The following is a 23,048-nucleotide window of genomic DNA, read 5'->3' as shown; positions in this document are numbered from 1 at the left end:
AGGATGCCGTAGGCCCCCTCCCGGCCCCTTCTCCGATCAGGGGGAACACGGTGAAGTTCAACAGCCCAATGCAGATAGCCGGCTGCGGCGTGGCGACGGCGGTGGCTGCGGCAGCGGGAGTCCCCCTGTGGAACTGGGGCCAGCGCGCGGGGAGCGAACTGTGTGCGCGTCAGCCGACCGGACAGATATGCGTTCCGTACCAGGAGCCCATTGCGTTGCTGATGTGGCTGGCGGTATCCGCCGTGGTGCTGTGGAAGGTGATGGGCTTGCTGGGCCTGCGCTCGGCCTTCGCGCTGGCCTCCGCGGGAACCTATCTGACCTGGGTGGCGATGGCAGAGGCGGCCCGGTGGGGCTCGGATCCGCTGCATCCGCACTGGTGGTCGTTTGCCCTGGCAGCAGGAGCGGGCATCATCGCGGCAACGGGCGGGGTGGAGAGGCTCCGGCCGGCCTCGGGGTACGGGGTGGCGGGCGCCGTGATGGTCAGCATACTGATCTTCGGGGTATTCCCTGCCTGACCGACCGCATCGACCTCTGCCAGGGCTCGCCCTGCGCGGCGGCGCCGGAGGTGACCGCGTCCGCGGTCAACGAGGACTTCGACGGAGCCGGACGGTTGCGTGAGAGGTATCCGGCATCGCCGCAGGCTCGGGTGAGCGTTGTGGGGCTGAGCTTCGCCCAGAACTGTGTGCACTGCGGTAGGAGATGTCCGGGCCAGGCCTGCGGCTCGGACAGTCGAAGGCCCCTGCCCCAGGATCGGGTCGACCGGCTTGGTACGGGTGCCCTGAAGCGGGCAGGAGCGGGCTTCCGGCAGCGGCGTCGGCATGCGAGGTTGGTCTGCGTCCTACGCGGTTCCATTCATGAGGGCTTCTGCTCGAAGGAGACGATCTCCGGTACCGGGTCACCGGGGACAGGGGCGTTGCCATGGTCGATGAGGAGCCCGCCTTCTCGCGCCGTGTCGCGGGGCCGCACGCTGGGGAACTTGCGGTTCATCAACGCGGCGTACCCACCTGGCCCCTTCACGCGAACTGAGATCGAGAACGTCATCGGTTCGTGGGACGGGTTGGGTATGTGGATGGCGGTGTAGACGCCTATTTCGTTCGGCGTCAGCAGGATTTCGATGTCGCCGAACCTGTAGACCTTCGTTTTGCCCCGCGTAGTCGGCGCGGCTGCTGGCATGGTCGCAACGGGACCAGAGGGAGTCTGCGATGTCTCCGGCCTCCTGGGTGGTGTTGGACTCGGCGCCCTCGTTTCTGGCTTGCCCGTCTCAACTGGCGTGGGTGGAGAGGGGGAAGTTCCGGTGGCGGAGGCCGAAGCGGGCTCGGGTGTGACTGGTGCGGCGCCGCATCCGGCAACGGCCAGGCCCGCCATCGCGACTCCGGCGACGACGACTGGTATGCGAAGTGCTTGTGGTCGGTTCATTTTCAGTTGCCGCTTCTGACCGTGCGGATGTTGTCGACCAAGGCCGACCCACTGGAGGACTCCAGGTACGGGTAGGTCTTGCCGCGGTAGCCGCGATTCTGGTGCATGGGCTTGGTGCAGACGCAGCGGTCTTCCTTGGCCGCTTCGGCGAGGTGGCTGGAGCGCAGGCGCACTCCCGTGTGCCCGGATGGGCTGATGTCGTCGAAGAACACGGTGCAGTTCGGACCGTCGTAGAGCGAGGGACCGGTGGTGGTGCCATCGGACCAGGTGTACGTGGTCCCGTAGGTTCCGTAGCGCGCAGCGCCGGTGGAAATGGTGTATTTGGAGCGGCTGGCATCGGCAAACCCTGTGGCGGCCGGGGTGTTGGACTCGATGATCTGCCTGGCTTCGGCCCCTGCCTGCTCATCGACCTTGATGTCGAGGGTGGGCACCGGCTTGTCGGCCCTCCGAATCCGCTGGTCGGTTGCCGGTACGACAGGCATGACCGCCGTCGCGCTCAACAGGGTTGTGGAGACGACGCCCAGGCATAATGGAGACTTCACTGATTCTCCCTCATGTGACGGTCAGGTAACCCTGACGTGTTAAGACACTACGGTCCTCAATGCGCAGGCGTGCAACCTTTTGTTGAAATTCTCGGCGCGGGTCGTCTCTGAACAGTCGACGGCCCGCCGATGTGGGGATGCATCTGGCGGCAGGGGCGTGGAGTCCTCCGGCGTTACGTGCGCGTCGCTGCGCTGTCGATCGCATTCCCGGCGGCCGACCGCCGGTCAGCTGCCGGCGAGTTCCTCGATGACCGGTGCGAACGCCGCCATGGAGGTGTCCAGGACGGTGACGTACGAGAAGCCGTACCGCTCCCGGCGCTCGCGCAGCTGCGCGGCCATCTGCGCCGGCGTGCCGATCAGCAGCGTCGGCACCTGAAGTGCCTGGTCCGCGTCCACCCCGACCCCCTGCGCGGCGACCTCCCGGGCGGCGGCCCGGCGGTCGTCGGTCACCAGCACCTGCTGGACGAGGACGTTGAGTTCGGCCGGCTCCGCGCGGTCCGCGGCGTGCCGGTGGTACGCGGCCACGGACGCGGCGACCCGCTCGGCCGGGAGCAGTTCCAAGGTGCCCTCCGGTCGGCCCGGCGCCTGCCGGCCGCCGGTGAACGCCGCGATCTCGGCGTGCCGGGCCGCCAGCCGCAGCAGCCGCGGCCCGCTGCCGCCGATCATCAGCGGCGGGCGGGGTCGTTGGGGGGAGTGCGGCAGGTGCCCGGGGTCGCCGAGCAGCCGGTCCAGCTCCTGGACCAGGTGTGCCAGGTGGTCCACCCGCTGGCCGGGCGTTCCGAAGGGCAGGCCGGCCCCGTCGTGTTCGGCCTTGACGTACCCGGTGCCCAGGCCGAGTTCCAGCCGCCCGCCGGTGAGCGCGTCGGTGGTGGCCACCTCGCGGGCCAGCAGCGAAGGGTTCCAGAAGCCGGCGTTCAGGACGAAGGTGCCCACCCGCGGGCGTTCGGTCGCCTCCGCCGCGGCCACCAGGGCGGGGAACGGCGACGGCCACCCCAGGTGGTCCGGGACCAGCAGCACGTCGTAGCCGAACCCTTCGGCGCGGCGGCACTTCTCCCGCCAGACCGGGCCGGAGTCGAGGGTGAGCAGCGTGACGCCGAAGCGGAAGGGTCGTGTCATCGGGCCCCCTTGGGAGTGGGTCGCCGGGGGTCGGCAACCCTCAACTCGCATGCAATCACGGACCGTTGGTCGTCGTGGCCGGGATCTTCGGGCGGTGGCCGTCGCTACGGGCCCCGGGCGGGTGACGCTCCGTCAGGTCGTGACGGTCAGTTCCTCGTACGCCAGGGTCACCCACTCCTCGTCGGCCCCGGGATCCGTGCCGACGCCCGGGGTCTCCCACGCCGTCGGCAGCGCGCCGGCGAGGTGGTAGCGGCGCAGCGGGGTGCGGTCGGCGGCGTAGTGGACCACCGTCACCGGCTGCCGGGAGGCCGCGGCGCCGCCCTCCACCAGGCATCTGGTGAGCCAGTCGGTGAGGGCGGCGCTCCTGTCCGGGCCGCGCACGATGGTGACCTCGCCCGGGTGCCCCATCCCGTGCGTGAACGGATCCTCGTCGGACGGCGGGGTGTCGAAAGCGGGGCCGGACACCGAGCGGACCGTCTCCACCTGGAAGGCGCCGAGCTCGACGGTGACGGCTGCCGGATGCCGGGGGTCGGGAGTCTCTTCGCTGGACATGGGCCTCCTCCGTGCACAGGGACGGGGCCGGCCGGCCCCGTGTCGGTAGCCCGACCGTTGCCCGAGCCGGTCCGGGCGCATTCCCGGGCTCGCTCGAACGGCGGCAGGAAGAACGATTCGGCTCGCTCGAACGGACGGCGTCCCCGCCGACGCCCCGATAGGCGCCGGCTATCGGTCGCATTCGCAAGCCGTGGATGGTGCCCGGCCGCGCGCTGGGCCAGCCTGGCGGCATCCAGACGTGCGACGAAGGGGCAGGACATGACCGACGTTCCGCAGCGGCGTTCCGTGGCGGCGCACCATCTGCTGAACTTCATCGACGGCCGGTGGGCTCCCGCCGCGTCGGGCCGCACCCGGACCAACCGCAACCCGGCCGACCTGCGAGACCACCTCGGGGAGTTCGCCGAGTCCGAGGGCGCGGACACGGAGCGCGCGGTGGCCGCGGCGGCCGCCGCACTGCCTGCCTGGCGGGCGCTGGGGCCGATCCGGCGGGCCGCCCACCTCACCGCACTCGGCCGGGAACTCGCCGACCACGAAGCGGAGTTCACCGAGGCGATCACCCGCGAACAGGGCAAACTGCGGACCGAGGCCCGGGCCGAGGTGGCCCGGGCCCGCGCGGTGCTGGAGTTCACCGCGGGCCAGGCCAGGCTCCTCGGCGGGGTCACCGCGCCCGCCGAGGAGGACCGCACCTTCGCCTACACCTTCCGCCGGCCGCTGGGCGTCGTCGGACTGGTCTCGCCCTGGAACTTCCCGCTCGCCATCCCGGTCTGGAAGGTCGCCCCGGCGCTGCTCTCCGGCTGCACCGCGGTCCTCAAGCCCTCCCCGCTGACCCCGCTGACCGCCGCGCTGCTGACCGACGCGGCACGGCGGGCCGGGGTTCCCGACGGCGTGCTCAACCTCGTCCAGGGCGACGCGGAAGCCGGCGCGGCCCTCGTCGCGCACCCCCAGGTCGCCGGCGTCAGCTTCACCGGATCGCTCGCCGTCGGTACCGCCATCCACACCGCCGGCGCGCCCCGCCTGCTGCGCACCCAACTCGAACTCGGCGGCAAGAACGCGGTGATCGTGCTGGCCGACGCCGATCTGGACCGGGCGGTGGACGCGGTGGTGCAGGGTGCCTTCGGCCAGGCCGGGCAGCGGTGCAGCGCCACCAGCCGCGCGGTCGTCGACCGCGGGGTGCGGGACGCGTTCCTGGAGCGGCTGGTGGCCCGGGTCGCGGCGCTGCGGGTCGGTCCGGGCGACGCTCCGGACTCCGAGGTCTGCCCGGTCGTCGACCCGGCCCGGATGCGGGCCGCGCTGGACGCCGTCGCGGGTGCCCGGCGGGACGGCGGCACGGTCCTGTGCGGCGGCGGCCCGGTCGACCGGCCCGGCCTCCCGGAGGGCTGCTACGTCCAGCCCACGGTCATCCGCGACGTGCCCTGGGACAGCGAACTGGCCCAGGAGGAGGTCTTCGGACCGGTCCTCGCGGTGGTGGACGCGGACGGCTTCGACGACGCCCTGCGGATCGCCAACTCCGTCAAGTACGGGATGTCCGGCACCGTCTTCACCGCCTCCCAGGCCCGTGCCTTCGAGGCCGTGGAACGCTTCGAGGCGGGCATGCTGCACGTGAACCGGCCGGGGGTGGGCGCCTACGCGCACCTGCCGCACGTCGGCGCCAAGGCGTCCCAGTACGGCCCGCCCGAATGCTCCCCGCAGGTCTGGGACTTCTACACCGCGTGGCACTCGGCCTGCATCAGCTACTGACCGCCCCGGCCCGCACGTCGGCCCCGGTCGTCGCCCGCGCGGCGACCGGGGCCCGAAGCGGGCGGACCTACCGCCGCAGCACCTCCTCCGCCAGCCCGAACGACAGCGTCATCCCGGCACCCCCCAAGCCGTTGACGACCGTCACCCCGGGCTCGGGGTCGGTCACCAGCTCGGTGCGGCCGTCGGGCAGCGACGGGTAGTAGCCGGTCCAGCGCTCGGTGATCCGCGGCTCGGGGATCCGCGCGAACCCGCCGAGCGAGTTCAGGATCGCCCGGTCGATCTCCTCACTGGCGAACGGGTCGTGGGTGGCCGCGTACGCGTGGCTGTCGCCGATCGTCAGCCGGCCGTCCGCGGTCTGCGACAGCAGCACGTGGATGCCGTGCTCGCGGTGGAACGGCAGCTCGGCGCGGATCCGGGCGTCCAGGGCCGCGCGGGCCGTGCAGTCCTCGAACGCCGCGTAGTGCAGCAGGGTCAGCCCGCCGCAGAGCATCGGCCCGAGCTGCCAGCCGTCCGGCTGCACCCCGGTCCGCAGCATCTGGAGCTTGCAGCGCACCAGCCCGCTCTCCCGGAACACCTCCGGGTAGAGGGTGGCGAAGTCGTTGCCGCTGCACACCACGATGCGGTCCGCCCGCCACGCGCCGTCGGTGGTGGCCAGCCGCGGCGCCGCGATCTGCCGGACCGTCGTGCCGAACCGGGCGTCCACGCCGTACTCCTCGGCCAGGTGGGCCGTGACCGCGGGCACCGCCCGCCGGGGATCGACGTTGACCTCGGTGGGGCTCCACATCGCGCCGAGCAGCCCTTCGGCGCGCACCGCGGGGCCGCGCCGGACCGCCTCCGCTGCCGTGAGCATCGTGGTGCCGCGTTCCCGGGCGGCCGGGGTGGTGGCCACGAACTCCTCCAGGACCGCGAGTTCGTCGGGCCGGTGCGCCAGGTGCAGGGAGCCGGACGGTGCCGCCCACATCCCGGTCTGCGCGCTGAGTTCCAACCAGATCTCCCGGCTGCGCAGCGCCCGTTGGTAGACCGCGCCGCGCTGCTGGCCGATCGCCCAGACCATCCCGAAGTTGCGGATGGAGGCGCCGACCGCGTACGCGTCGCGCTCGAAGAGCACCACCCGGTCGCCGCGCCGGGCGGCGGCCAGGGCGTGCGCCAGGCCGACGATCCCGCCGCCGACGACGGCGGTGTCGACGACGCGTTCGGAGGTGCGGTGTGTGGTGCGTGCGGGGTGTGAGGGGTACGAGGGGTTGGTCATGGGGGTGCCTCTCTGGGGACGGGACGGGTCACGAGGAGGTGCCATATGGGGTGCCTGGGAGCTTTCTTGACGGTGCGTCAGGACGAGGCGGTGGCCGGGCGGCGGTTCCAGTGCGGGAGCAGGAGCAGACCCGCCAACAGGGCCGCGCCGGCGAATCCGTGGAACAGTGCGGTGCCGGGGAGGAAGCCGGGCAGCAGTCCGCCGAGCACCGCGCCGATCGAACCGCAGCCGTTGACCAGGCCGGCCGCGGTGCCGGCGCCGCCGGCGGAGCCGAAGTCGACCGCCGCGACGCACGAGATCATCGCGTCGGCGGCGTAGGCGGCCAGCCCGATCACCGCGAGCACGGCCATCATCACGACCGCGCTGCCGGTCGCGGTCAACGGCATGAACAGTGCCAGCGCCCCGGTCAGCACGGCCAGCGCCAGTACGCAGGGCGGCACCCGGCGGGAGCGGAAGACCGTGTCGGAGAGCCAGCCGATCAGCATCGGCGCCAGTACCCCGGCCGCCCCGAAGGAGATCGGGATGACGGTGGCCCCCACCTTGCCGACCGCCGGCAGCCGGTCGCTGACCAGCACCGGACCCCACAGCAGGATCGCGTACCGGGCCGGTTTGAGCAGGAAGTAGGCGGCGCCGAGGGTGAGCACCATCCGGTCCTTCAGCGCGGCGCGGTAGGGCGCGAACGGCGCCCGGCGCACGGCCGTCGATGCGGCGGCAGTCGGCGTGGCGCGGGCGGCGGCCGTCGGCCCGGCGCCGGCGGGGGCGTCCGGCGGCACGTCGCGCTGGAAGAGCAGGAACACCACCAGCACCACCGCCAGCGTGGCCGCCCCGACCAGGAACGCGGCGTGCCAGCTGTCGAGGACCCGGTACGCCCACCAGGCCAGGAACGGCGGGGCGGCCAGGCCGCCGAAGGCGTAGTTGGTGCTCCACAGGCCGAGCACCCGCCCCCGGGTGCGCACCGGGAAGAAGTTCCCCATGTTCTTGCAGAGCGGGGCCCAGCCGGCCGACTGCGCGAGCCCCTGGACGACCATCGCCCCGCCGAACACCAGCAGGGCGCTGCTCACCCCCATCGTGCAGGCCGCGGCGATGGCGCCGAGCATGCCCACGGTCACCACCACCCGCGGCCCGAACCGGTCGGCCCACATCCCCCACAGGAACTGGCCGACGGCGTAGGCCGCGAGGTAGACCGCGTCGAGCACGCCGAGCACCCGCTCGGTGAGCACTCCGTGCAGCGTCGGATCGTCCAGGATCCCGAGCTTGGCGACCGCGAACGCCTGGCGGACGAAGTAGAAGCCCGCGTAGGCGAGCCAGGTGACGGCGAAGATCTGCCGTCGCCAGCGGGCCGCGGCGCGCAGCGCGGCGCGGGTGCTGCCCGGGGGCGCGGGTAGCTCGTGGGGAACGGACTGCGGTGCGAGGTCGGCCATGGAGGTGTCCTGTCCTCGACGTGGACCAGGCGAGGGGAGGGGAGGGGAGCGGGCGGTGCGGCCGGGCACGGCGGGGTCCCGGCGCGTGCCTCGGCGGCGCGCCGGGGCCGGGGTGTGGGGGAGGAGCGGGGGTGCGGAGGGGATCGGGAGGGGCGGGGTGTGGTCAGGCGGTGGGCGGGCGTCCGGCGGCCAGGGCCGTGCCGATCCAGTAGCTGTCGAAGTTCCGCAGCCGGTGCCCGTCCGGCAGCGCTCCGACCGGGGTGTTGACCAGGAACGGGACCCGTTGTTCGGTCAACCCGCCGTGTGAGCGCAGCGGTTCGGTGAAGCCGCTCAGGTCGTGCCGGGCCGGGGTGGTGCCCAGTACCGTGTTGCGTTCGGCGAGCACGACCAGCTCGCCGATCCGGTCGCCCGGCAGCTCGAAGCGCGCACCGGCGGCGTCCCGGGTCAGTACCGCGTCGACCCCGTCGAGCGCGGTCAACTCGGCGGCCAGCGCGGCGGTTTCCGCAGGACCGGTCCCGGGCGGCAGGTGCACCGTGGCGTACGAGCCGAGCGCGCCGTGGTGGACCGTGTACGGGTCGGTGATCGGCAGCACCACCCGGGCCCGTCCGGCGCCCAGGCGTTGGTCGAGGGCGTCTTGGAGGAAGACCACCCGGGCCCGCCCCGCGCCGTCGCTCTTGGCGTTCATCCCGTGGTCGGCGGTGATCACCAGCACCGCGCCGAGCGCGTCCAGCCGCGCGAAGTAGCGGTCGAGCATGGCGTAGAAGTCGTTGGCCACCGGCGAACCGGGGGCGTGCTTGTGCTGGATGTAGTCCGTCAGCGACAGGTACGTCAGCTCCGGGTGCTCCCGCTCCAGCACGTCCACGCCCGCGGCCAGCACCAGTTCGCTCAGCTCGGCGCTGTAGACCGGCGGCAGTGCCATCCCGGTGCGCTCCAGCACCTTGTCGATGCCGTGTTCCGCCTCGGTGACGCGGTCGGCCCGTTCGGCGGAGAAGCAGATGCCGTCGACCAGGCCGTGGCCCAACAGGCGGCGCAACTTGTCCTTGGCGGTGATCACCGCGACCCGGGCGCCGCGGGCGGAGAAGGCGGCGAACAGCGTGGGGGCGCGCAGCAGCGCCGGGTCGTTCATCATGACCTCGCTGCCGGTGTCCGGGTCGTAGAAGTAGTTGCCGCAGATCCCGTGCACCGAGGGCGGCACGCCGGTGGCGATCGAGAGGTTGTTGGGATTGGTGAAGGACGGCATCGTGCAGTCGGCGCGCAGGTCGCTGCCGCGCCGCAGCATCTCCGCCAGGAACGGCATCCGGCCGTCGGCGACGGCCCGTTCGTGGTAGGCGTCCTCGCTGCCGTCGATGCACACCACCACGACCGGCCGGGCCGGCCAGGCGTAGTCGCGGCCGTTCACGGTCAGCTGCTGGGCACCGGCTTGGGTCATCTGCGGATCCACCCCTGAGGTCGGTAGGTCGGGACGGCGGTCGGTGCCGCCCACCCCTCATGGGTAGCACCGCAGTTCAGCGCCGCAGAACCACCGAAAACGCTATACGCGCCATAGCCCCGCGCCCGCGCCGCCGTTCACGACCCGGCGGTCCGCGCCGGTGCCCCGCCCGGCGCGGCGCCGGTGCCCGCCGCTGCCTCCTCGGCTGCTTCCTCCTCGGCCGCGGCCTCCGCCTCGAGGCCGCCCCAGATCGCGCCGGACAGCGCCACCGCGGTCTCGACGTCGCCCGCCGCGCAGGCGTCGATCAGGGCGTCGTGGCGGGCGGCGGAGGCGCGCGCCGCGGTGCTGGAGAACCTGCGGCGCTCCAACCGTCGCAGCAGTGGGGTGTACCGGCGCACGGTCTCGGCCAGTGCCTCGTTGCCGCCCGCGACGATCGGCACGGCGTGCAGCGCGTCGTCGGCGGCGACCGCGGCGGCCGGGTCCTCCGCGTCCAGGGCCCGGACGAACGCGTCGTTGGCCGCCCGCATCCGCGCCAGGTCGTCGCCGGTCAGGCGGGGTACCGCCGCGCGGACGGCGAGGGCGTGCATCGCCTGCACGACCGCCAGCGCGTCCCGGATCTCCCGGGCCACCACCGGGGCGACCCGGGTGTAGCTCTGCGGTTTGGAGACCACCAGGCGTTCGGCGGTGAGGCGGGCGAGGGCCTGTCGGACGGGGGCGCGGGACAGGCCCAGTCGCTCGGCGAGTTCGCCGTCGTGGAGCTTCTGTCCGGGCGGCAGTTCGCCGGAGACGATCGCTTCCAGCAAGGCGTCGTACGCCTTGTCGCGCAGCAGCCTTCTCGGCACCGGTTCCAGTGCGGTCACCCCCCGATCCTAAGCGGCCGGACCCGGCCGTCGAGGCCGACCCGAGACGCACTAACATTTCAGATGTCAATCTGCCGCCGGGGTGCATCGAGTCGAGAAAGTCGCAGGCGGCAGTGGGGAAGAGGGCTTCGCCGGCGGTGACGCGGGGCCCTGTAACGGTGTTACGGACGAAGGAGAGCCACGTGTCCCCATCCGCCCGCCGGGCCCGGAGCGGCGTCGTGCTCCCCATGGGCCTCGGCCTCCTCGCCGCCGCCTGCTTCGCCACCACCTTCGTGCTCAACCGCACGATGAGCGTGGCCGGCGGTTCCTGGATGTGGAGCGCGAGCCTGCGCTACCTGTTCATGACCGTGCCGCTGCTCGCCCTGGTCGCCCTGCGCGGCGGACTCCCCGCGGTGCTCCACAGCCTGCGGGCCCGCCCCGGGCACTGGCTGCTCTGGTCGACGATCGGCTTCGGGCTCTTCTACGCGCCGCTGACCTGGGCCGGCGAACACGGCGCCGGATGGCTGGTCGCCGCCACCTGGCAGCTGGTGATCGTCACCGGCATCGCCCTCGGCGCGCTGGGCGGCGGCCGGGTCCCGCTGCGCACCCTCGCCGTCTCGGTGCTGATCGTGGTGGGGGTGGTCCTCACCCAACTCGGGCCGGCCGACGGCATCGGGGTCGCCGACGTGCTGCGGGTGGTACTGCCGGTGCTGGTCGCCGCGGTCGCCTACCCCCTCGGCAACCGCCGGCTGCTCGGCCTGGACGGGCTGGACGGGGTGCAGCGCACCCTCGCGATGACGCTCGGCTCGCTGCCGTTGTGGCTGGCCCTCGCCGGCACCGCCGCCGTCACCCAACGCCCGCCGTCCGAAGGGCAGTTGGTGCAGTCGCTGATCGTCGCACTGCTCTCCGGGGTGGTGGCCACCACGCTGTTCTTCCGGGCCACCGACCAGGTGCGGCACCACCCCGGCGCCCTCGGCGCCGTCGAGGCCACCCAGGCCGCCGAGGTGCCGTTCACCCTGCTCGGCGAGGCGCTGCTGACCGGACTCGCGGCGCCCGGGCTAGCCGGCTGGACCGGACTGGCGCTGATCGTCGCCGGGCTGTGCGCGCACGCGCTGGGCCACGTACCCCGCCGCGCCGACCGCCAGCAGCAGTACGACGGTGCCCAGGGTGAACGCCTCGAAGGTGAGCCGCGAGACGCCCCACACCGCCCGGAAGCGGTACGGGATGCCGACCGCCGCCTCCAGCGTGCCGGGGAACAGCGCCACCCATGAGCCGAGCAGGATCCAGGCGTAGACCAGCAGCGCGGCGAGGGTGAAGCCCCGGGTGCCGAACGGGACCTCGTAGGGGCGGGGCACCTCGCGGTGGCGCAGCCGGAGTGCCAACAGCGCCGGGATCACCGCCAGGTACGACAGCAGCAGCGTGGTGATCGCCACCGACAGCACCACCCCGAAGACCGCCGAGGCGTCACCGTGCGCCAGGTGCATGGCGGCGAGCATGAAGGCGGTGGCGGTCACGCCGGAGAGCAGGTTCATCCGGACCGGGGTGCCCAGCCGCGGGTGGAAGGCGCCCAGCGCCCGGGTGAAGAATCCGCCGTCGGCCGCCGCCATCGCCTGCATCCGGTCGGCGACGATCATCCAGGCGCTGCCCTGGGTCAGCAGGGCCACCGCGAACAGCACCGCGGCGCCGGTCAACAGCGGCCCGCGCCAGCTCCCGTACACCCCGAAGACCAGCTCCGCCGCGTCCATGAACCCGCCGACCCCGGTGATCCGGCCCGGCGGCGCGGCCGACAGGATCGCCGCCACCGGCAGCAGGTAGCAGCCGGTGGCGATGGCACCGGACACCCCGATCGCCGCCGGCACGTCGTGCTGCGGATCGAGCATCTCGTCACCGGCCGCGTTCGGCGCCTCGAAGCCGACGTAGGCGAAGAGCAACACCGGTACCAGCGCCAGGAACCCGACGGTGGTGGGGGAGAAGTGCGCCTGCGCCAGCCCGCGGAAGCCGTGCTGGACGCCGTAGGCCACCGCCGTGGCGGTGAAGAAGGCCAGCGCCAGGACCTTGGCCGCGGCCCCCGCGGTGGTGATCCACTTGCCGCGGCGCAGCGAGACCACCGCGGTGAGGATGGCGGCCCAGATGAAGACCAGCTTGAAGAGGTAGTCCGCGACGGTGCCGGAACCGAGCGGGAAGACGAAGCCGTCCCACGCCTGGGCGGCCAGGAACACCAGCGAACCGCCCAGCCAGACCGGGTTGGTGACCCAGTAGAACATCGTCGTCAGCGCGGCCGGCAGCCGCCCGAACGCCACGTCCACCCACACGTACGGGCCGCCCTCCTGCGGGAAGGCGGCCCCGGTCTCGGCGAACAGCAGGGCGTACGGCAGCAGGAACACCACCGCGAGCACCGCGATCCACACGACGGCCTGCCCGCCGCCCGCCGCGATCTGCCCGATCACGTCGAACGAGACCACCGCGGCGACGCCCATCGCCATGATGTCGAACCGGCGCAGACTGCGCCGCAGGTGCGGGACGGGGGCGGGGACGGACACGGGCGGCGCACCTCCGGGGGCGGGGCGGCCGGCCGGTCCGGCCGCCCGGCGGATCACATCGTGCGCCATCCGCCCGGCCCGCCCGGTGGCGGCGCGACGGGCGGACCGCGGCGGTAGCCCCGATGGCCCGGGGCACCTCGCCCGGGCCCTGTCCCCGAGCGGCGTCCCCGGTTAGGGTCGACGGGTAGTCGATCATGGCGCTTCCCCACGGCGCCCGGCGCGCCCCGCGCCGCGTACCGAGGGAGGGCCGTGGAACTCAACCTCCACCGGCTGTGGATCTTCATGCAGGTGGTCGAGCACCAGGGCTTCTCCGCCGCGGCGCAGAAGCTCTACATGAGCCAGCCGTCGGTCTCCAACCAGGTGCGCCGGCTCGAACAGTCGCTCCGGGTCACCCTCATCGACCGCTCCGGCACCCGCGCCCGCCCGACCGCCGAGGGCGAGGTGCTCGCCGCGTACGGCAAGCGGGTCTTCCTGCTGGCCGAGGAGGCGGTGGCCGCCGTCCGGCAGGTCAGCGGGCTGGTCACCGGACGCCTCCTGGTCGGCGGTTCGACGACGGTGGGCACCTACCTGCTGCCCGCCCTCCTCGCCCGTTACCAGCGGCGCCACCCCGCCATCGACTGCGACGTCTTCGTCGGCAACTACGAGGCCGTCCAGGAACGGCTGCTGGCCGGCGGCATCGGCATCGCGGTGGTGGCCGGCACCCCGCTCGGCGACCGCCTGGTCGTGGAGTCGGTCCTCGACGAGCACCTGGTGCTGATCGCCGCCCCCGACCACCCGCTCGCCGACCGCGCCGCCGTCACCCCGGACGACCTGTCCGCCGGCGGCGTCCGCTTCCTGCTCCGCGAACCGGGCTCGCAGACCCGCGCCCTCCAGGAACGCGTGCTCGCCGACTGGGGGCTGGCCGCCGCCCCGCACGCCGACATCTCGGGGCCGGAGGCGGTCAAGCGGTGCGTCGCGGCCGGGATGGGCCTGGCCCTGATCTCCGAACACGCCGTCGTCGACGAACTGCGCGCCGGCACCCTCGCCGCGCTGCCGGTCACCCCCGCCCCGCAGCCCCGCCCCATCAGCCTCGTGCGCCGCCGCGACCGCCTGCTGTCCCCCGCGGAACGGGCGTTCCTGGAGCTGCTGCGCGAAGTCCGGCACTGGCCGGGGGAGCCCGACGGCGGCGCCGGGGACACCCAGGACGACGACCCTTGCCGGTGCTAGCGGATCCGCGCTAGCGTGGAGGGGTGGCGAAGACGCAGTTGAACGTCCGGGTGGACGAAGCCACCGCCGAAGCGGCGCGGGAGCGCGCCCTCCAGCGGGGAGTGAGCGTGAACCGCTATATCGAGGAACTGGTCCTCAAGGACGCCGGCGAGGTCGGCCAGACCTTCGTCGAGGCCGCCGCGGACTTCATGAAGCAGTACGAGCGGGTCTTCGCCGAGGAGTTCGGCCTCGACCCCGGCCCGGACCGCCTCCGTTGTGCCCCCGACCAGCAGGCCGCCGACCACCGGGAAGGACAGCCGGGCACAACGTGACACTGCGCATCGATCTCGCCTGGCTCCTCCTCGTCGCCGAACAGCACACCCCCGGCGATCCCCAGGTCACCGACTGGGGTGCCCTGATGGCCGCGGTCGGCCGCCACGAAGCCGAGATATTCGGTGTCCCCGTCTACCCCGAGCCCCAGGACCGCGCCGCGGCACTGCTCCAACTCCTGCTCCACGTCCCGGCGTTGGAGCGTTCGAATGCCATGTTCGCGAGCGCCGTCGCCTACGGCTTCCTGGTCGCCAGCGGACTGAAGGTCACCACCTCGCCCGAACAGGTCCGCGAGCTGGCCCGCATGGTCAAGGACGGCACCACCGACGTCCGCGCCATCGCCGACGAACTCCGCACCTGGACGGTCTGACCTCCACCGCCCTGGCGAGGGAACTACCGGGCGGCGACGGCCGGTTCGGCGGCGAAGGACCGAGGGACGAAGGCGCCCGTGCCGCCCAGTTCCGGCGCCAGCCAGGCGGGGGCGGCGGCGCGGAAGGCGTGCGGCGGGAGGGCGCCGGAGCCCTCCGGGAGCACGCCCAGCAGCGGGGCGCCGGCCGCCGTCGGCAGGTCGTGCAGGTTGCAGTGGGCCGCGAGGTCCGGCTCGGCCGGCCAGCTGCCGACGACGACGCCGGGGCAGTCGAGGCCGTGCGTGCGCAGCGCCAGCGCGGTCAGCGCCGTGGTGTTGAGGGTGCCGAGGCCGGCCTGCACGACGACCAGGACGGGCGCGTCGGCCAGGCGCGCGGCGTCGGCGAGGGTGTGCCCGTCGTCGTCGAAGCGGACCAGCAGCCCGCCGGCGCCCTCGACCAGGACCAGGTCGTGCGAGGCGGCCAGCTTCGCCGCGGCCTCGGCGATCTCCGAGGGGCGCACCGGCGGCAGCCCCGCCCGCCGCGCGGCGGTCTCGGGCGCCAACGGCTCGGGGAAGCGGGCGAGTTCGGCGACGGTGAGGGCACCCGCCAGTCGCTCGACCTCGGCGGCGTCGCCCGGCTCGGCCGGGCCGACACCGGTCTGCGCGGCCTTGAGCACCGCGACCGAGCGGCCCTGCCGGAGCGCCGCCGCGGCGACCGCCGCGGTGGTCACGGTCTTGCCGACCTCGGTGCCGGTACCGGTCACGAACAACACCGCCATGGGTGCGCCTCCGAACTCTTCGCTGCTGGTGGGGGGTACGGGCGGCGGGGCGGGGCGGACCGGTGATCGGCCCGGCCGCCCCACCGCCCGGGCGGGGTTCAGCCCGCGCGGGCGGCCGCGCACACCGCGGCGCAGATCCGCGCCACGTCCTCGTCGCCGGTGATGTACGGCGGCATGGTGTAGACCAGGTCCCGGAACGGGCGCAGCCAGACGCCTTCCCGGACGGCGGCCCGGGTCGCGGCCGCCATGTCCACCTCGTGGTCCAGCTGGACCACGCCGATCGCACCCAGGACGCGCACGTCGCGCACCCCGGGCAGCTCCGCGGCGGGCGCCAAGGCGGCCCGGAGCCCGGTCTCGATCCGGGTGACCTCCTGCGCCCAGTCCTGCGACAGGAGCAGTTCGATCGACGCCTCGGCGACCGCCGCGGCCAGCGGGTTGCCCATGAACGTGGGGCCGTGCGCCAGCACCGGAAGCTCGCCGCGGGAGATCCCCTCGGCCACCTCCGTGGTGCACAGCGTCGCCGCGAGGGTGAGGTATCCGCCGGTCAGGGCCTTGCCCACGCACATCACGTCCGGTGCGACACCGGCGTGCCCGGCCGCGAACAGGCTGCCGGTACGGCCGAATCCGGTGGCGATCTCGTCGAAGACCAACAGCACGCCGTGGGCGTCGCAGGCCTCCCGCAGCACCCGCAGGTAGGCGGGGGAGTGGAAGGACATCCCGCCCGCGCCCTGCACCACCGGCTCCACGACCACCGCCGCCAACTCCTCGGCGTGCCGGCCGATCAGCTCCCGCAGGTGCGCCGCGTACCCGGCGTCCGGCGGGGCGTCGAAGCCGGCCGGCGGCGCCTCGGCGAAGACCTGTTGGGGCAGTACACCCTGCCACAGGTGGTGCATCCCGCCGTCCGGGTCGCACACCGACATCGGCTGCCAGGTGTCGCCGTGGTAGCCGCCGCGCCAGGTCAGCAGCCGCTGCTTGGCGGGCTTGCCCCGCGAACGCCAGTACTGCAGGCACATCTTGACCGCCACCTCGACCGACACCGAACCGGAGTCGGCGAGGAAGACGTGCCGGAGCGGATCGGGCGTGATGTCCACCAGCCGCTTGGCCAGCCGCACCGCGGGCTCGTGGGTGAGCCCGCCGAACATCACGTGGCTCATCCGCCCCAACTGGCCGCGGGCCGCGTCGCTGAGCACCGGGTGGTTGTAGCCGTGCACCGCCGACCACCAGGACGACATCCCGTCCACCAGCTCCACCTGGCCCTCGGCCGGCCGGCCCAGCCGCAGCCGGACCCCGCTGGCCGACTCGACCAGCAGCGGCTCGCTCCGGCCGGGCATCGGCCCGTACGGGTGCCAGACGTGCTGCCGGTCCAGCGCCAGCAGTTCGTCGGGGGTGAGCGGCTCAGGCATTGGGCGGCAGGTCGGTGCCGGCGCCGCGGCGGCGCACCGCGACCAGAGCGCGCCGGGCCTCCTCGGCGGGGGCCGCGCCGGCGGTCTCCGGCTCGGCGTCCGCGGCGTCCGGCACGGCGTCCGCGGCGTCCGTGCCGGCCTCCGTCGGCCTGCGGTGCGCCGGCAGCGTGGTGGTGTCGGCGCCCTCCACCTCGAACCCGGCGTCCGCGATCATCGCCAGGTCGTCCTTGCCGGCCTGGCCCTCGCTGGTGAGGTAGTCGCCCAGGAAGATGGAGTTGACCAGGTGCAGGGCGAGCGGCTGTAGGCTGCGCAGGTGCACCTCGCGGCCGCCGGCCAGCCGGACCTCCACGTCCGGGCAGACGAAGCGGACCATCGCCAGGATCCGCAGGCAGCGCTGCGGGGTGAGGTTCCACTCCTTGGCCAGCGGGGTGCCCTCGAACGGGATCAGGAAGTTCACCGGCACCGAGTCGGGGTCCAACTCGCGCAGCGCGAACACCACGTCGACCAGGTCGGCGTCGCTCTCGCCCATGCCGGCGATCAACCCGGAGCAGGCCGACATCCCCGCCGCCTGGGCCTGCTGGACGGTCTCCACCCGGTCGGAGAAGTCGTGCGTGGTGCAGATGTCGCCGTAGGTGGCTTCCGAGGTGTTGAGGTTGTGGTTGTAGGCGTCGGCGCCGGCCGCGCGCAGCCGCTCCGCCTGGCCGTTGTCGAGCAGGCCCAGGCAGGCGCAGATCTCGACGCCCTCGTTCTGCTCCTTGATGGCGGCGATGGTCTGCGAGACCCGGTCCACGTCCTTGTCGGTGGGCCCCCGGCCACTGGCGACCAGGCACACTCGCTTGGCGCCGCCGGCCACCCCGGCCGCGGCCGCCTTCGAGGCGTCGTCGGGCTTGAGCCAGGTGTACTTGAGGATCTCCGCCTTCGAGCCCAGCCGTTGGGAGCAGTACGAGCAGTCCTCCGGGCACAGGCCCGACTTGAGGTTGACGAGGTAGTTGAGCTTGACCCGCCGCCCGAACCACGCGCGGCGGACCTTCCCCGCCGCGGCCACCACGTCGAGCAGTTCGTCGTCGGTCGTCGCCAGTACGGCGAGCGCCTCGTCACGGGTCGGCACCTCGCGCCGCAGTCCCTTGTCCACCAGTGTGTTCAGCAGGTCCATGGCGATGATCCTGACGTACGTCCCGGCCCCCGGCCAAGGAGGATTCCCACAATGCCCGGTGATCGGGGTGTGTGCATCACCACACCGTCTGGCTGCGGAACGACCGCTAACGTCTATCGACAGCCCACAATCGAGGCGCTACCGGCCCGTTGCCGGGACCGGGCGTCCGGCGTGTCGCCGGGCCCGCTCCCGCCACCCACCGACGAAGGACGCCGATGCTGCAGGACCCCGCCCCACCGCTGCCGTCCGCCGCGGCCCCCCGGCCGGCCTCCGGCGCGGCGTTCGACTGGATCGACGAGGCCCGCGCCGCCCGCCACCGTGCCGGCCTGGTCCGCACCCTGCGGCCCCGGCCCGCCGATGCGTCGGTGCTCGACCTGGCCGGCAACGACTACCTCGGGCTCGCCCGGCACCCCGAGGTGACGCGCGCCGCGGCCGAGGCGGCCGAAGCATGGGGCGCCGGCGCGACCGGTTCCCGGTTGGTGACCGGCAGCACCGAACTCCACGCCCAACTGGAGTGCGAACTCGCCGAGTTCTGCGGATTTGAGGCGGCCCTGGTGCTGTCCTCCGGCTACACCGCCAACCTCGCCGCGGTCACCGCCCTCACCGCCCCCGGCACCCTGGTGATATCCGACGCCGGCAACCACGCCTCCCTCATTGACGGCTGCCGGCTCTCCAGGGCCCGCACCGAGGTCGTCCCGCACGCCGATCCGACGGCCGTCCGCACCGCGCTGGCCGGGCACCACGGCCGGGCGCTGGCGCTCACCGACGCGGTCTTCTCGGTCGACGGTGACGCCGCGCCGCTGCCCGCGCTCGCCGACGCCTGCCGGACCCGGGACGCCGCGCTGCTGGTCGACGACGCGCACGGGCTCGGCGTGTTGGGCGACGGGGGCCGCGGTGCGCTGTGGGCGGCCGGGCTGTCCGGGGACGCCGACGTGGTGGCGACCGTGACCCTCTCCAAGTCCCTCGGTGCGCAGGGCGGCGCGGTCCTCGGCCCGGCCCGGGTCGTCGAACACCTGGTCAACACCGCCCGCTCGTTCATCTTCGACACCGGACTGGCCCCGGCGTCGACCGGTGCCGCGCTCGCCGCCCTGCGGCTGTTGCGGCGCGAACCGCAGCGGCCCGCCCGGGTCCGGCAGGTGGCGCGGGAGCTGCACGCCCGGCTCACCGCGGCGGGCCTGACCGCGGTCCGTCCGGACGCCGCGGTGATCTCGGTGCGCGCGCCCTCCCCGGAGGCGGCGGTCCGCTGGGCCGCGGCCTGTCGGGCGGCCGGGCTGGCGGTCGGGTGCTTCCGCCCGCCGTCGGTGCCCGACGGGATCTCCCGGCTGCGGCTCACCGCCCGGGCGGACCTGACGGACGCCCAGATCGCCATGGCGGCCGGCGTCGTCGTGGCGACCGCACCGGTGGCCTGAAGCCGTCACTCGACGCCGGCGGCACCGCGCGCTTCCCACCGTGTTGCCGCCCCGCACGCCACACACGCCCCAAACGCCGTCTGCCGCAGCACAGTTCACCGCATCGGGGGAGAGATTCGCGACAGAACTCCGTATATGTTGGGCGATCACCCACCACACCGGCAGCATGGGTGGCAGTCTGGCGCACAGTACACATCCGACGCCGTCGGCACCCCGGCCGGCATCCCGGCCGGCCGGCGGACCGCAGCGGCGCCTCGGCGGGAAAGGGACGGCGTCGTCATGGCAGACCACCAGGAGTCCACCCGTACTCTGCCGAGCCTCCCCGACTCGGTCGCCGCCGCCCGCGGACACGTCCGGCAGGTCCTCGCCCGATGGGGCCTGCCACCGGGATCGGCCGTCACCGACGATCTGCTGCTGATCGTCTCCGAACTCGCCACCAACGCCGTCCAGCACACCCGCGGCAGGTCCCCGGCCTTCACCGTCGAGCTCCGTCTGGAGCGCGAGGAACACCTCTGCCTGGGGGTGACCGACGGCCATCCCCGCCCGCCGCGCCGGCTGCCCGCCGCGGTGCAGCAGGACAACGGCCGGGGCCTGGTCATCATCCGCTCGCTGGCGGCCGAACGCGGCGGCCGCCTCTGGGTCGAGCCGGTCGCGGCGGGCGGCAAGACGGTCTGGGTGACGGTGCCGTGGCCCGTGCCGGCGCCCGGCCGCACCCACGGCGCCTGACCGCCGCCGCGGGTCAGCGCACCCGCCCGTACCAGACGGTACGGCTCCAGATCCGCTCCAGCCGCACCACCGTGCCGGCCTTGGGCGCATGCCAGATCCGGTCGTCGCCGGCGTAGATGCCGACGTGGTAAACCCCTTTTCCGGAGTGGAAGAAGACCAGGTCGCCGCCCCGCCGCGAGGAGCGCGAGACGTGCTCGGTGTGGCGGTACTGCTGCGCCGCGGTACGGGGCAGGGCACGCCCGGCGCGCCGGTACGAGTAGAGCGTCAGCCCCGAACAGTCGAAGCTGTCGGGCCCCTGGGCGCCCCACTTGTACGGTGCGCCCTGCTTCGAGGCGGCGATCCGCAGGGCCTTGGCGGAGACGGCCGCCAATTGGGCCTCCGCAGCGGCCCCCGGGGCCGCTGCGGGGCCGCCCAGGGTGGCCAGGGTGAGGGCGGAGACGGTGCCGGCGCGCACCAGGAGGTGCGGCAGCTGCTCGCGCATGGTCATGCGCAACCCTTCGTCAGCCGGTGATCCGGATGACGGCGGAACAACGGGTCGTCCGGACCGCCCCGTCGCTGTGGCGGGGGCTTGTCGTCGAAAGGGATCGTCACGCACCGCCCACCCGATTTCCGAGCTGAAATTGCAGTGTGTGACATTGGTCACGCTTGACCCTAATGAGTGGTTCTATGTCATATGCGGCAGTTTCGGCGGTGAGGGCGGGGCCGGGACCAGCGCCGAAACCCAAGGGGGGCGGGAAAATTCGCCGACCCGCGCAATTCCTCGCCCCCTTACCGCAGCCGCGCGCACTACGCCGTATGCGCACTTCGGAGCCGTACGTGTCCCCCTCGCGCGCGGCGCCAACCGCCACGACGCACCCCGCGATGGGGCCCGTCCGACTCCCGCGTCCGCCGGTCGGCGCCCGGGTCAGGCGACGTCCTGCGGCGGCACCGTCACCCGCCGCGCCCGGCGCTCCCCGTCCAGGACCCGCAGCGCCCGGCCCAGGGTCGCGGTGTGCAGTTCGCTCTCCCCGCGGTCGTGCATCAGCGCCAGCGCGTCCCGCAGCTCGGCGGACTTGCCGACCAGCGCCTGGGCCGCGCGCAGTCCGCCGTACGTCGCGCTGCCGCGGGCCGGGTTGATGCGCCCCAACAGGTCGAGGACCGCCAAGTAGCTGTCGATCAGTGCGCCCTCGGCCCGGGTCAGTGCGGGCAGCGGCGGCAGTTCCGGCGGCAGCACCGCGCGTCACCGCCCGCCGGGGAGCGGGGGCGTGCCCTTGCGCCCGCCGGTGAGGGCGTCGATCAGGCCGTACTCCTGGGCGGCCGGCGCGTCGAAGAAGGCGTCCCGTTCGAGGTCCGCGGCGATCCGTTCGCGGCTCCGGCCGGTGTGTTCGGCCAGCATCTCGGTCAGCTTGTCGCGGGTGCGCAGCAACTCCTCGGCCCGGATCCGCAGGTCGTCGGCCTGCCCCTGGACCGGCTCGCCCAGTGACGGCTGACGGATCATCATCCGGGCGTGTGGGAGGGCCAGTCGCTTGCCCGGCGCGCCGGCGGCCAGGAGGACCGCGGCCCCCGCGACCGCCTGTCCCAGACAGACCGTCTGCACGTCGCACGAGACGTAGCGCATCGTGTCGTAGATCGCGCACATCGCGGTGAACGAGCCGCCGGGCGAGTTGATGTAGAGCGAGACGTCCCGCTCCGGCGCGGCGTGTTCGAGGTGGACGAGCTGGGCCATCACGTCGTTGGCACAGGCGTCGTCGATCGGCGTCCCCAGGAAGACGATCCGCTCGCCGAGCAGCTTGGCGTACGGGTCCGACGTCCGGGTCCCGTAGCTGGTGCGCTCGGTGAACTCCGGCAGGACGTGACGCGCCGTCATAGGCAACATGGCTACTCCCTTCTTCTGTGAAAAATGTACAGGACGTACATCCTCTTCGGACACGATTCCAGTGATCCACTGAAATGCTCAGACCAGAGGGACTCTTGGCTTCTTGGTGAGGGCTCACCTCTCACGTCACGGCCACCGGCGGCCACATTGACGGGGCGTCGTCACCCTTGCTCCAGCAGCTCGACAGTCGTCCTCCCGGCGCCACTGGCCAGCCTGGTCTGCGAGCTTGTCGCGACTCGCCGCGGTAAGGCCGAGGTAGGCACCCCGGACGACGTTCCTTGGTTGTCCCCGGGCGGTCGTCCAGGGCACCCGCTCCCCGACAGCCAGATCGGCAAGCGCCTCCACGACGTCGGTATCCGGCCCCAACGGGATCGGTCCGCTGCGCTGTTCACCCTGAGAGCGAGCTGCCTGCCGCGATCGTCGCGCGGATGCTGGGCGTCCAGATCAAGGTCGCCGTCCAGTGGCCGAAGGCATCGGCCGGGGGGCCTGTGCCACCGATGCCTGCCAGCGAGGGAGAACGTGCGCTCCACCGCTCCACCGCTCCTCTGCTGGCTCTGACGGACCGACATGCCTGCCGCAAGGAGAAGGTCCCCTGGTCCCAGAACTCCAACCGGGTCCTTGGCTTGGCCGCCTGACCCTACGTCAGGCGGCCTGATGCCCCATGCTGTTCAGAACGCCGCATCTGGGCTATCGAGCCACGGTTGGTGTGTGCCGTCAGCGTCGACGGTCATCCCGAAGCGGCCGGGCGCCCGTGAGCGGTGTACCGGGCCCAGGCGGCTTCGACCTCGCCCCACAGTCGGCGCGGGCCGTGCTGCCAGACGGTGAACGTGTCGCCTCCGTCCTCCTTTTCGTCGATGGCGGCCCAGGACGTGGTGTCGACGGTGGCGACCCAGAGCCGGCGGACGACTCCTTCGACGGCGGGGTTCTCGTGCCACGCGAACCGCAGGTCCGGCAGGCACAGGGCGAGCGCGAACTGGGCGGCGAAGTCCTCGTCGCCGGCGACCGCGTCCGGTGCCACGGT

23 protein-coding genes and 1 pseudogene are annotated in these 23,048 nt (G+C 73.3%); 8 read left to right on the top strand and 16 right to left on the bottom strand.

Features of this window, described 5'->3' with window-relative positions; translation table 11 throughout:
- Positions 1–50: 50 nt before the first annotated feature.
- Positions 51–515: a hypothetical protein gene (locus tag ABD385_RS00335; RefSeq protein WP_344572771.1), complete on the top strand. Its 465-nt coding sequence runs from the start codon at positions 51–53 to the stop codon at positions 513–515.
- Between the two features lie 337 nt (positions 516–852).
- Here the strand turns inward: ABD385_RS00335 and ABD385_RS00330 are convergent, their stop codons facing one another.
- The 4 genes from ABD385_RS00330 to ABD385_RS00315 form a co-directional block, all read right to left on the bottom strand.
- Complete coding sequence (locus ABD385_RS00330) at positions 853–1,173, bottom strand: hypothetical protein (RefSeq protein ID WP_344572770.1); 321 nt, start codon at positions 1,171–1,173, stop codon at positions 853–855.
- Positions 1,174–1,418: 245 nt separating this feature from the next.
- A complete protein-coding gene (locus ABD385_RS00325; RefSeq protein WP_344572769.1) occupies positions 1,419–1,958 on the bottom strand; it encodes a hypothetical protein in 540 nt (179 codons plus the stop codon).
- A gap of 225 nt (positions 1,959–2,183) precedes the next feature.
- Positions 2,184–3,074 (bottom strand): LLM class F420-dependent oxidoreductase, encoded by an 891-nt coding sequence (locus tag ABD385_RS00320; protein ID WP_344572768.1) that lies wholly within the window; start codon positions 3,072–3,074, stop codon positions 2,184–2,186.
- Between the two features lie 132 nt (positions 3,075–3,206).
- Entirely contained in the window at positions 3,207–3,626 is a 420-nt protein-coding gene (locus ABD385_RS00315; RefSeq protein ID WP_344572767.1) for a phage tail protein, read from the bottom strand.
- Between the two features lie 258 nt (positions 3,627–3,884).
- On the opposite strand from ABD385_RS00315, the gene ABD385_RS00310 reads away from it, so the two are divergent.
- The gene (locus ABD385_RS00310; RefSeq protein ID WP_344572766.1) at positions 3,885–5,363 is read left to right on the top strand and encodes an aldehyde dehydrogenase family protein; all 1,479 of its coding nucleotides are present in this window, start codon (positions 3,885–3,887) and stop codon (positions 5,361–5,363) included.
- Between the two features lie 67 nt (positions 5,364–5,430).
- Here the strand turns inward: ABD385_RS00310 and ABD385_RS00305 are convergent, their stop codons facing one another.
- The 4 genes from ABD385_RS00305 to ABD385_RS00290 form a co-directional block, all read right to left on the bottom strand.
- Positions 5,431–6,612 (bottom strand): TIGR03364 family FAD-dependent oxidoreductase, encoded by a 1,182-nt coding sequence (locus tag ABD385_RS00305; protein ID WP_344572765.1) that lies wholly within the window; start codon positions 6,610–6,612, stop codon positions 5,431–5,433.
- Positions 6,613–6,689: 77 nt separating this feature from the next.
- Positions 6,690–8,033: an MFS transporter gene (locus ABD385_RS00300; protein ID WP_344572764.1), complete on the bottom strand. Its 1,344-nt coding sequence runs from the start codon at positions 8,031–8,033 to the stop codon at positions 6,690–6,692.
- Between the two features lie 163 nt (positions 8,034–8,196).
- Complete coding sequence (gene phnA, locus ABD385_RS00295; protein ID WP_344572763.1) at positions 8,197–9,462, bottom strand: phosphonoacetate hydrolase; 1,266 nt, start codon at positions 9,460–9,462, stop codon at positions 8,197–8,199.
- A 137-nt stretch (positions 9,463–9,599) separates the two neighbouring features.
- Positions 9,600–10,322, bottom strand: coding sequence for a GntR family transcriptional regulator (locus tag ABD385_RS00290; protein ID WP_344572762.1), 723 nt, complete (start codon positions 10,320–10,322; stop codon positions 9,600–9,602).
- Between the two features lie 227 nt (positions 10,323–10,549).
- Between ABD385_RS00290 and ABD385_RS00285 the strand changes: the two are divergent.
- A pseudogene (locus ABD385_RS00285) lies at positions 10,550–11,350 on the top strand (multidrug resistance efflux transporter family protein); the annotation flags it as partial.
- 9 nt (positions 11,351–11,359) lie between these two features.
- On the opposite strand, the gene ABD385_RS00280 reads toward ABD385_RS00285, so the two are convergent.
- On the bottom strand, positions 11,360–12,841 hold the full coding sequence (locus ABD385_RS00280) for an APC family permease (RefSeq protein ID WP_344572761.1): 1,482 nt from the start codon (positions 12,839–12,841) through the stop codon (positions 11,360–11,362).
- A 249-nt stretch (positions 12,842–13,090) separates the two neighbouring features.
- Here ABD385_RS00280 and ABD385_RS00275 point away from each other — a divergent pair, with 249 nt between their 5' ends.
- Genes ABD385_RS00275 through ABD385_RS00265 form a run of 3 tightly spaced genes read left to right on the top strand, consistent with a single transcriptional unit; the run spans position 13,091 to position 14,726 of the window.
- Complete coding sequence (locus ABD385_RS00275) at positions 13,091–14,047, top strand: LysR family transcriptional regulator (protein ID WP_344572759.1); 957 nt, start codon at positions 13,091–13,093, stop codon at positions 14,045–14,047.
- 23 nt (positions 14,048–14,070) lie between these two features.
- The gene (locus ABD385_RS00270) at positions 14,071–14,358 is read left to right on the top strand and encodes a hypothetical protein (protein WP_344572758.1); all 288 of its coding nucleotides are present in this window, start codon (positions 14,071–14,073) and stop codon (positions 14,356–14,358) included.
- A complete protein-coding gene (locus ABD385_RS00265) occupies positions 14,355–14,726 on the top strand; it encodes a fic family toxin-antitoxin system, toxin component (protein ID WP_344572757.1) in 372 nt (123 codons plus the stop codon). The genes ABD385_RS00270 and ABD385_RS00265 overlap by 4 nt, the downstream gene beginning before the upstream one ends.
- Before the next feature lie 23 nt (positions 14,727–14,749).
- On the opposite strand, the gene bioD is transcribed toward ABD385_RS00265, so the two are convergent.
- From bioD to bioB, 3 genes are all read right to left on the bottom strand, one after another.
- Entirely contained in the window at positions 14,750–15,481 is a 732-nt protein-coding gene (gene bioD / locus ABD385_RS00260; RefSeq protein ID WP_344572756.1) for a dethiobiotin synthase, read from the bottom strand.
- A gap of 98 nt (positions 15,482–15,579) precedes the next feature.
- Positions 15,580–16,884, bottom strand: coding sequence for an adenosylmethionine--8-amino-7-oxononanoate transaminase (locus ABD385_RS00255; protein ID WP_344572755.1), 1,305 nt, complete (start codon positions 16,882–16,884; stop codon positions 15,580–15,582).
- On the bottom strand, positions 16,877–18,037 hold the full coding sequence (gene bioB, locus ABD385_RS00250) for a biotin synthase BioB (RefSeq protein WP_344572754.1): 1,161 nt from the start codon (positions 18,035–18,037) through the stop codon (positions 16,877–16,879). Before bioB ends, ABD385_RS00255 begins: the two co-directional genes overlap by 8 nt.
- Positions 18,038–18,252: 215 nt before the next feature.
- Between bioB and ABD385_RS00245 the strand changes: the two genes are divergently transcribed.
- Entirely contained in the window at positions 18,253–19,446 is a 1,194-nt protein-coding gene (locus tag ABD385_RS00245) for an 8-amino-7-oxononanoate synthase (RefSeq protein WP_344572753.1), read from the top strand.
- Between the two features lie 279 nt (positions 19,447–19,725).
- On the top strand, positions 19,726–20,172 hold the full coding sequence (locus ABD385_RS00240; protein ID WP_344572752.1) for an ATP-binding protein: 447 nt from the start codon (positions 19,726–19,728) through the stop codon (positions 20,170–20,172).
- Positions 20,173–20,185: 13 nt separating this feature from the next.
- On the opposite strand, the gene ABD385_RS00235 is transcribed toward ABD385_RS00240, so the two are convergent.
- The 4 genes from ABD385_RS00235 to ABD385_RS00220 all read right to left on the bottom strand — a co-directional run bounded on the left by ABD385_RS00235 (position 20,186) and on the right by ABD385_RS00220 (position 23,045).
- On the bottom strand, positions 20,186–20,659 hold the full coding sequence (locus tag ABD385_RS00235) for a C40 family peptidase (protein WP_016572703.1): 474 nt from the start codon (positions 20,657–20,659) through the stop codon (positions 20,186–20,188).
- A 417-nt stretch (positions 20,660–21,076) separates the two neighbouring features.
- Positions 21,077–21,385 carry a hypothetical protein gene (locus ABD385_RS00230; protein ID WP_344572751.1) on the bottom strand — a complete coding sequence of 103 codons (309 nt, stop codon included), beginning with the start codon at positions 21,383–21,385 and terminating at the stop codon, positions 21,077–21,079.
- 6 nt (positions 21,386–21,391) lie between these two features.
- The gene (locus ABD385_RS00225; protein ID WP_344572750.1) at positions 21,392–22,027 is read right to left on the bottom strand and encodes an ATP-dependent Clp protease proteolytic subunit; all 636 of its coding nucleotides are present in this window, start codon (positions 22,025–22,027) and stop codon (positions 21,392–21,394) included.
- A gap of 727 nt (positions 22,028–22,754) precedes the next feature.
- A complete protein-coding gene (locus ABD385_RS00220) occupies positions 22,755–23,045 on the bottom strand; it encodes a hypothetical protein (protein ID WP_344572749.1) in 291 nt (96 codons plus the stop codon).
- Positions 23,046–23,048: the final 3 nt, after the last annotated feature.

Source organism: Streptomyces lunalinharesii (assembly GCF_039532155.1).
Classification (GTDB): Bacteria; Actinomycetota; Actinomycetes; order Streptomycetales; family Streptomycetaceae; genus Streptomyces; species Streptomyces lunalinharesii.
This window is presented reverse-complemented; position numbering and strand designations above follow the sequence as displayed.

Excerpts from the sequence above, each read along its gene's own strand:
- ABD385_RS00235 (WP_016572703.1), bottom strand. The coding sequence starts at position 20,659 with ATGACCATGCGCGAGCAGCTGCCGCACCTCCTGGTGCGCGCCGGCACC.
- ABD385_RS00245 (WP_344572753.1), top strand. The coding sequence starts at position 18,253 with ATGCTGCAGGACCCCGCCCCACCGCTGCCGTCCGCCGCGGCCCCCCGG.
- ABD385_RS00225 (WP_344572750.1), bottom strand. The coding sequence starts at position 22,027 with ATGTTGCCTATGACGGCGCGTCACGTCCTGCCGGAGTTCACCGAGCGC.
- ABD385_RS00300 (WP_344572764.1), bottom strand. The coding sequence starts at position 8,033 with ATGGCCGACCTCGCACCGCAGTCCGTTCCCCACGAGCTACCCGCGCCC.
- bioB (WP_344572754.1), bottom strand. The coding sequence starts at position 18,037 with ATGGACCTGCTGAACACACTGGTGGACAAGGGACTGCGGCGCGAGGTG.
- ABD385_RS00305 (WP_344572765.1), bottom strand. The coding sequence starts at position 6,612 with ATGACCAACCCCTCGTACCCCTCACACCCCGCACGCACCACACACCGC.
- ABD385_RS00310 (WP_344572766.1), top strand. The coding sequence starts at position 3,885 with ATGACCGACGTTCCGCAGCGGCGTTCCGTGGCGGCGCACCATCTGCTG.
- ABD385_RS00320 (WP_344572768.1), bottom strand. The coding sequence starts at position 3,074 with ATGACACGACCCTTCCGCTTCGGCGTCACGCTGCTCACCCTCGACTCC.
- phnA (WP_344572763.1), bottom strand. The coding sequence starts at position 9,462 with ATGACCCAAGCCGGTGCCCAGCAGCTGACCGTGAACGGCCGCGACTAC.
- ABD385_RS00330 (WP_344572770.1), bottom strand. The coding sequence starts at position 1,173 with ATGCCAGCAGCCGCGCCGACTACGCGGGGCAAAACGAAGGTCTACAGG.
- bioD (WP_344572756.1), bottom strand. The coding sequence starts at position 15,481 with ATGGCGGTGTTGTTCGTGACCGGTACCGGCACCGAGGTCGGCAAGACC.
- ABD385_RS00240 (WP_344572752.1), top strand. The coding sequence starts at position 19,726 with ATGGCAGACCACCAGGAGTCCACCCGTACTCTGCCGAGCCTCCCCGAC.
- ABD385_RS00315 (WP_344572767.1), bottom strand. The coding sequence starts at position 3,626 with ATGTCCAGCGAAGAGACTCCCGACCCCCGGCATCCGGCAGCCGTCACC.
- ABD385_RS00255 (WP_344572755.1), bottom strand. The coding sequence starts at position 16,884 with ATGCCTGAGCCGCTCACCCCCGACGAACTGCTGGCGCTGGACCGGCAG.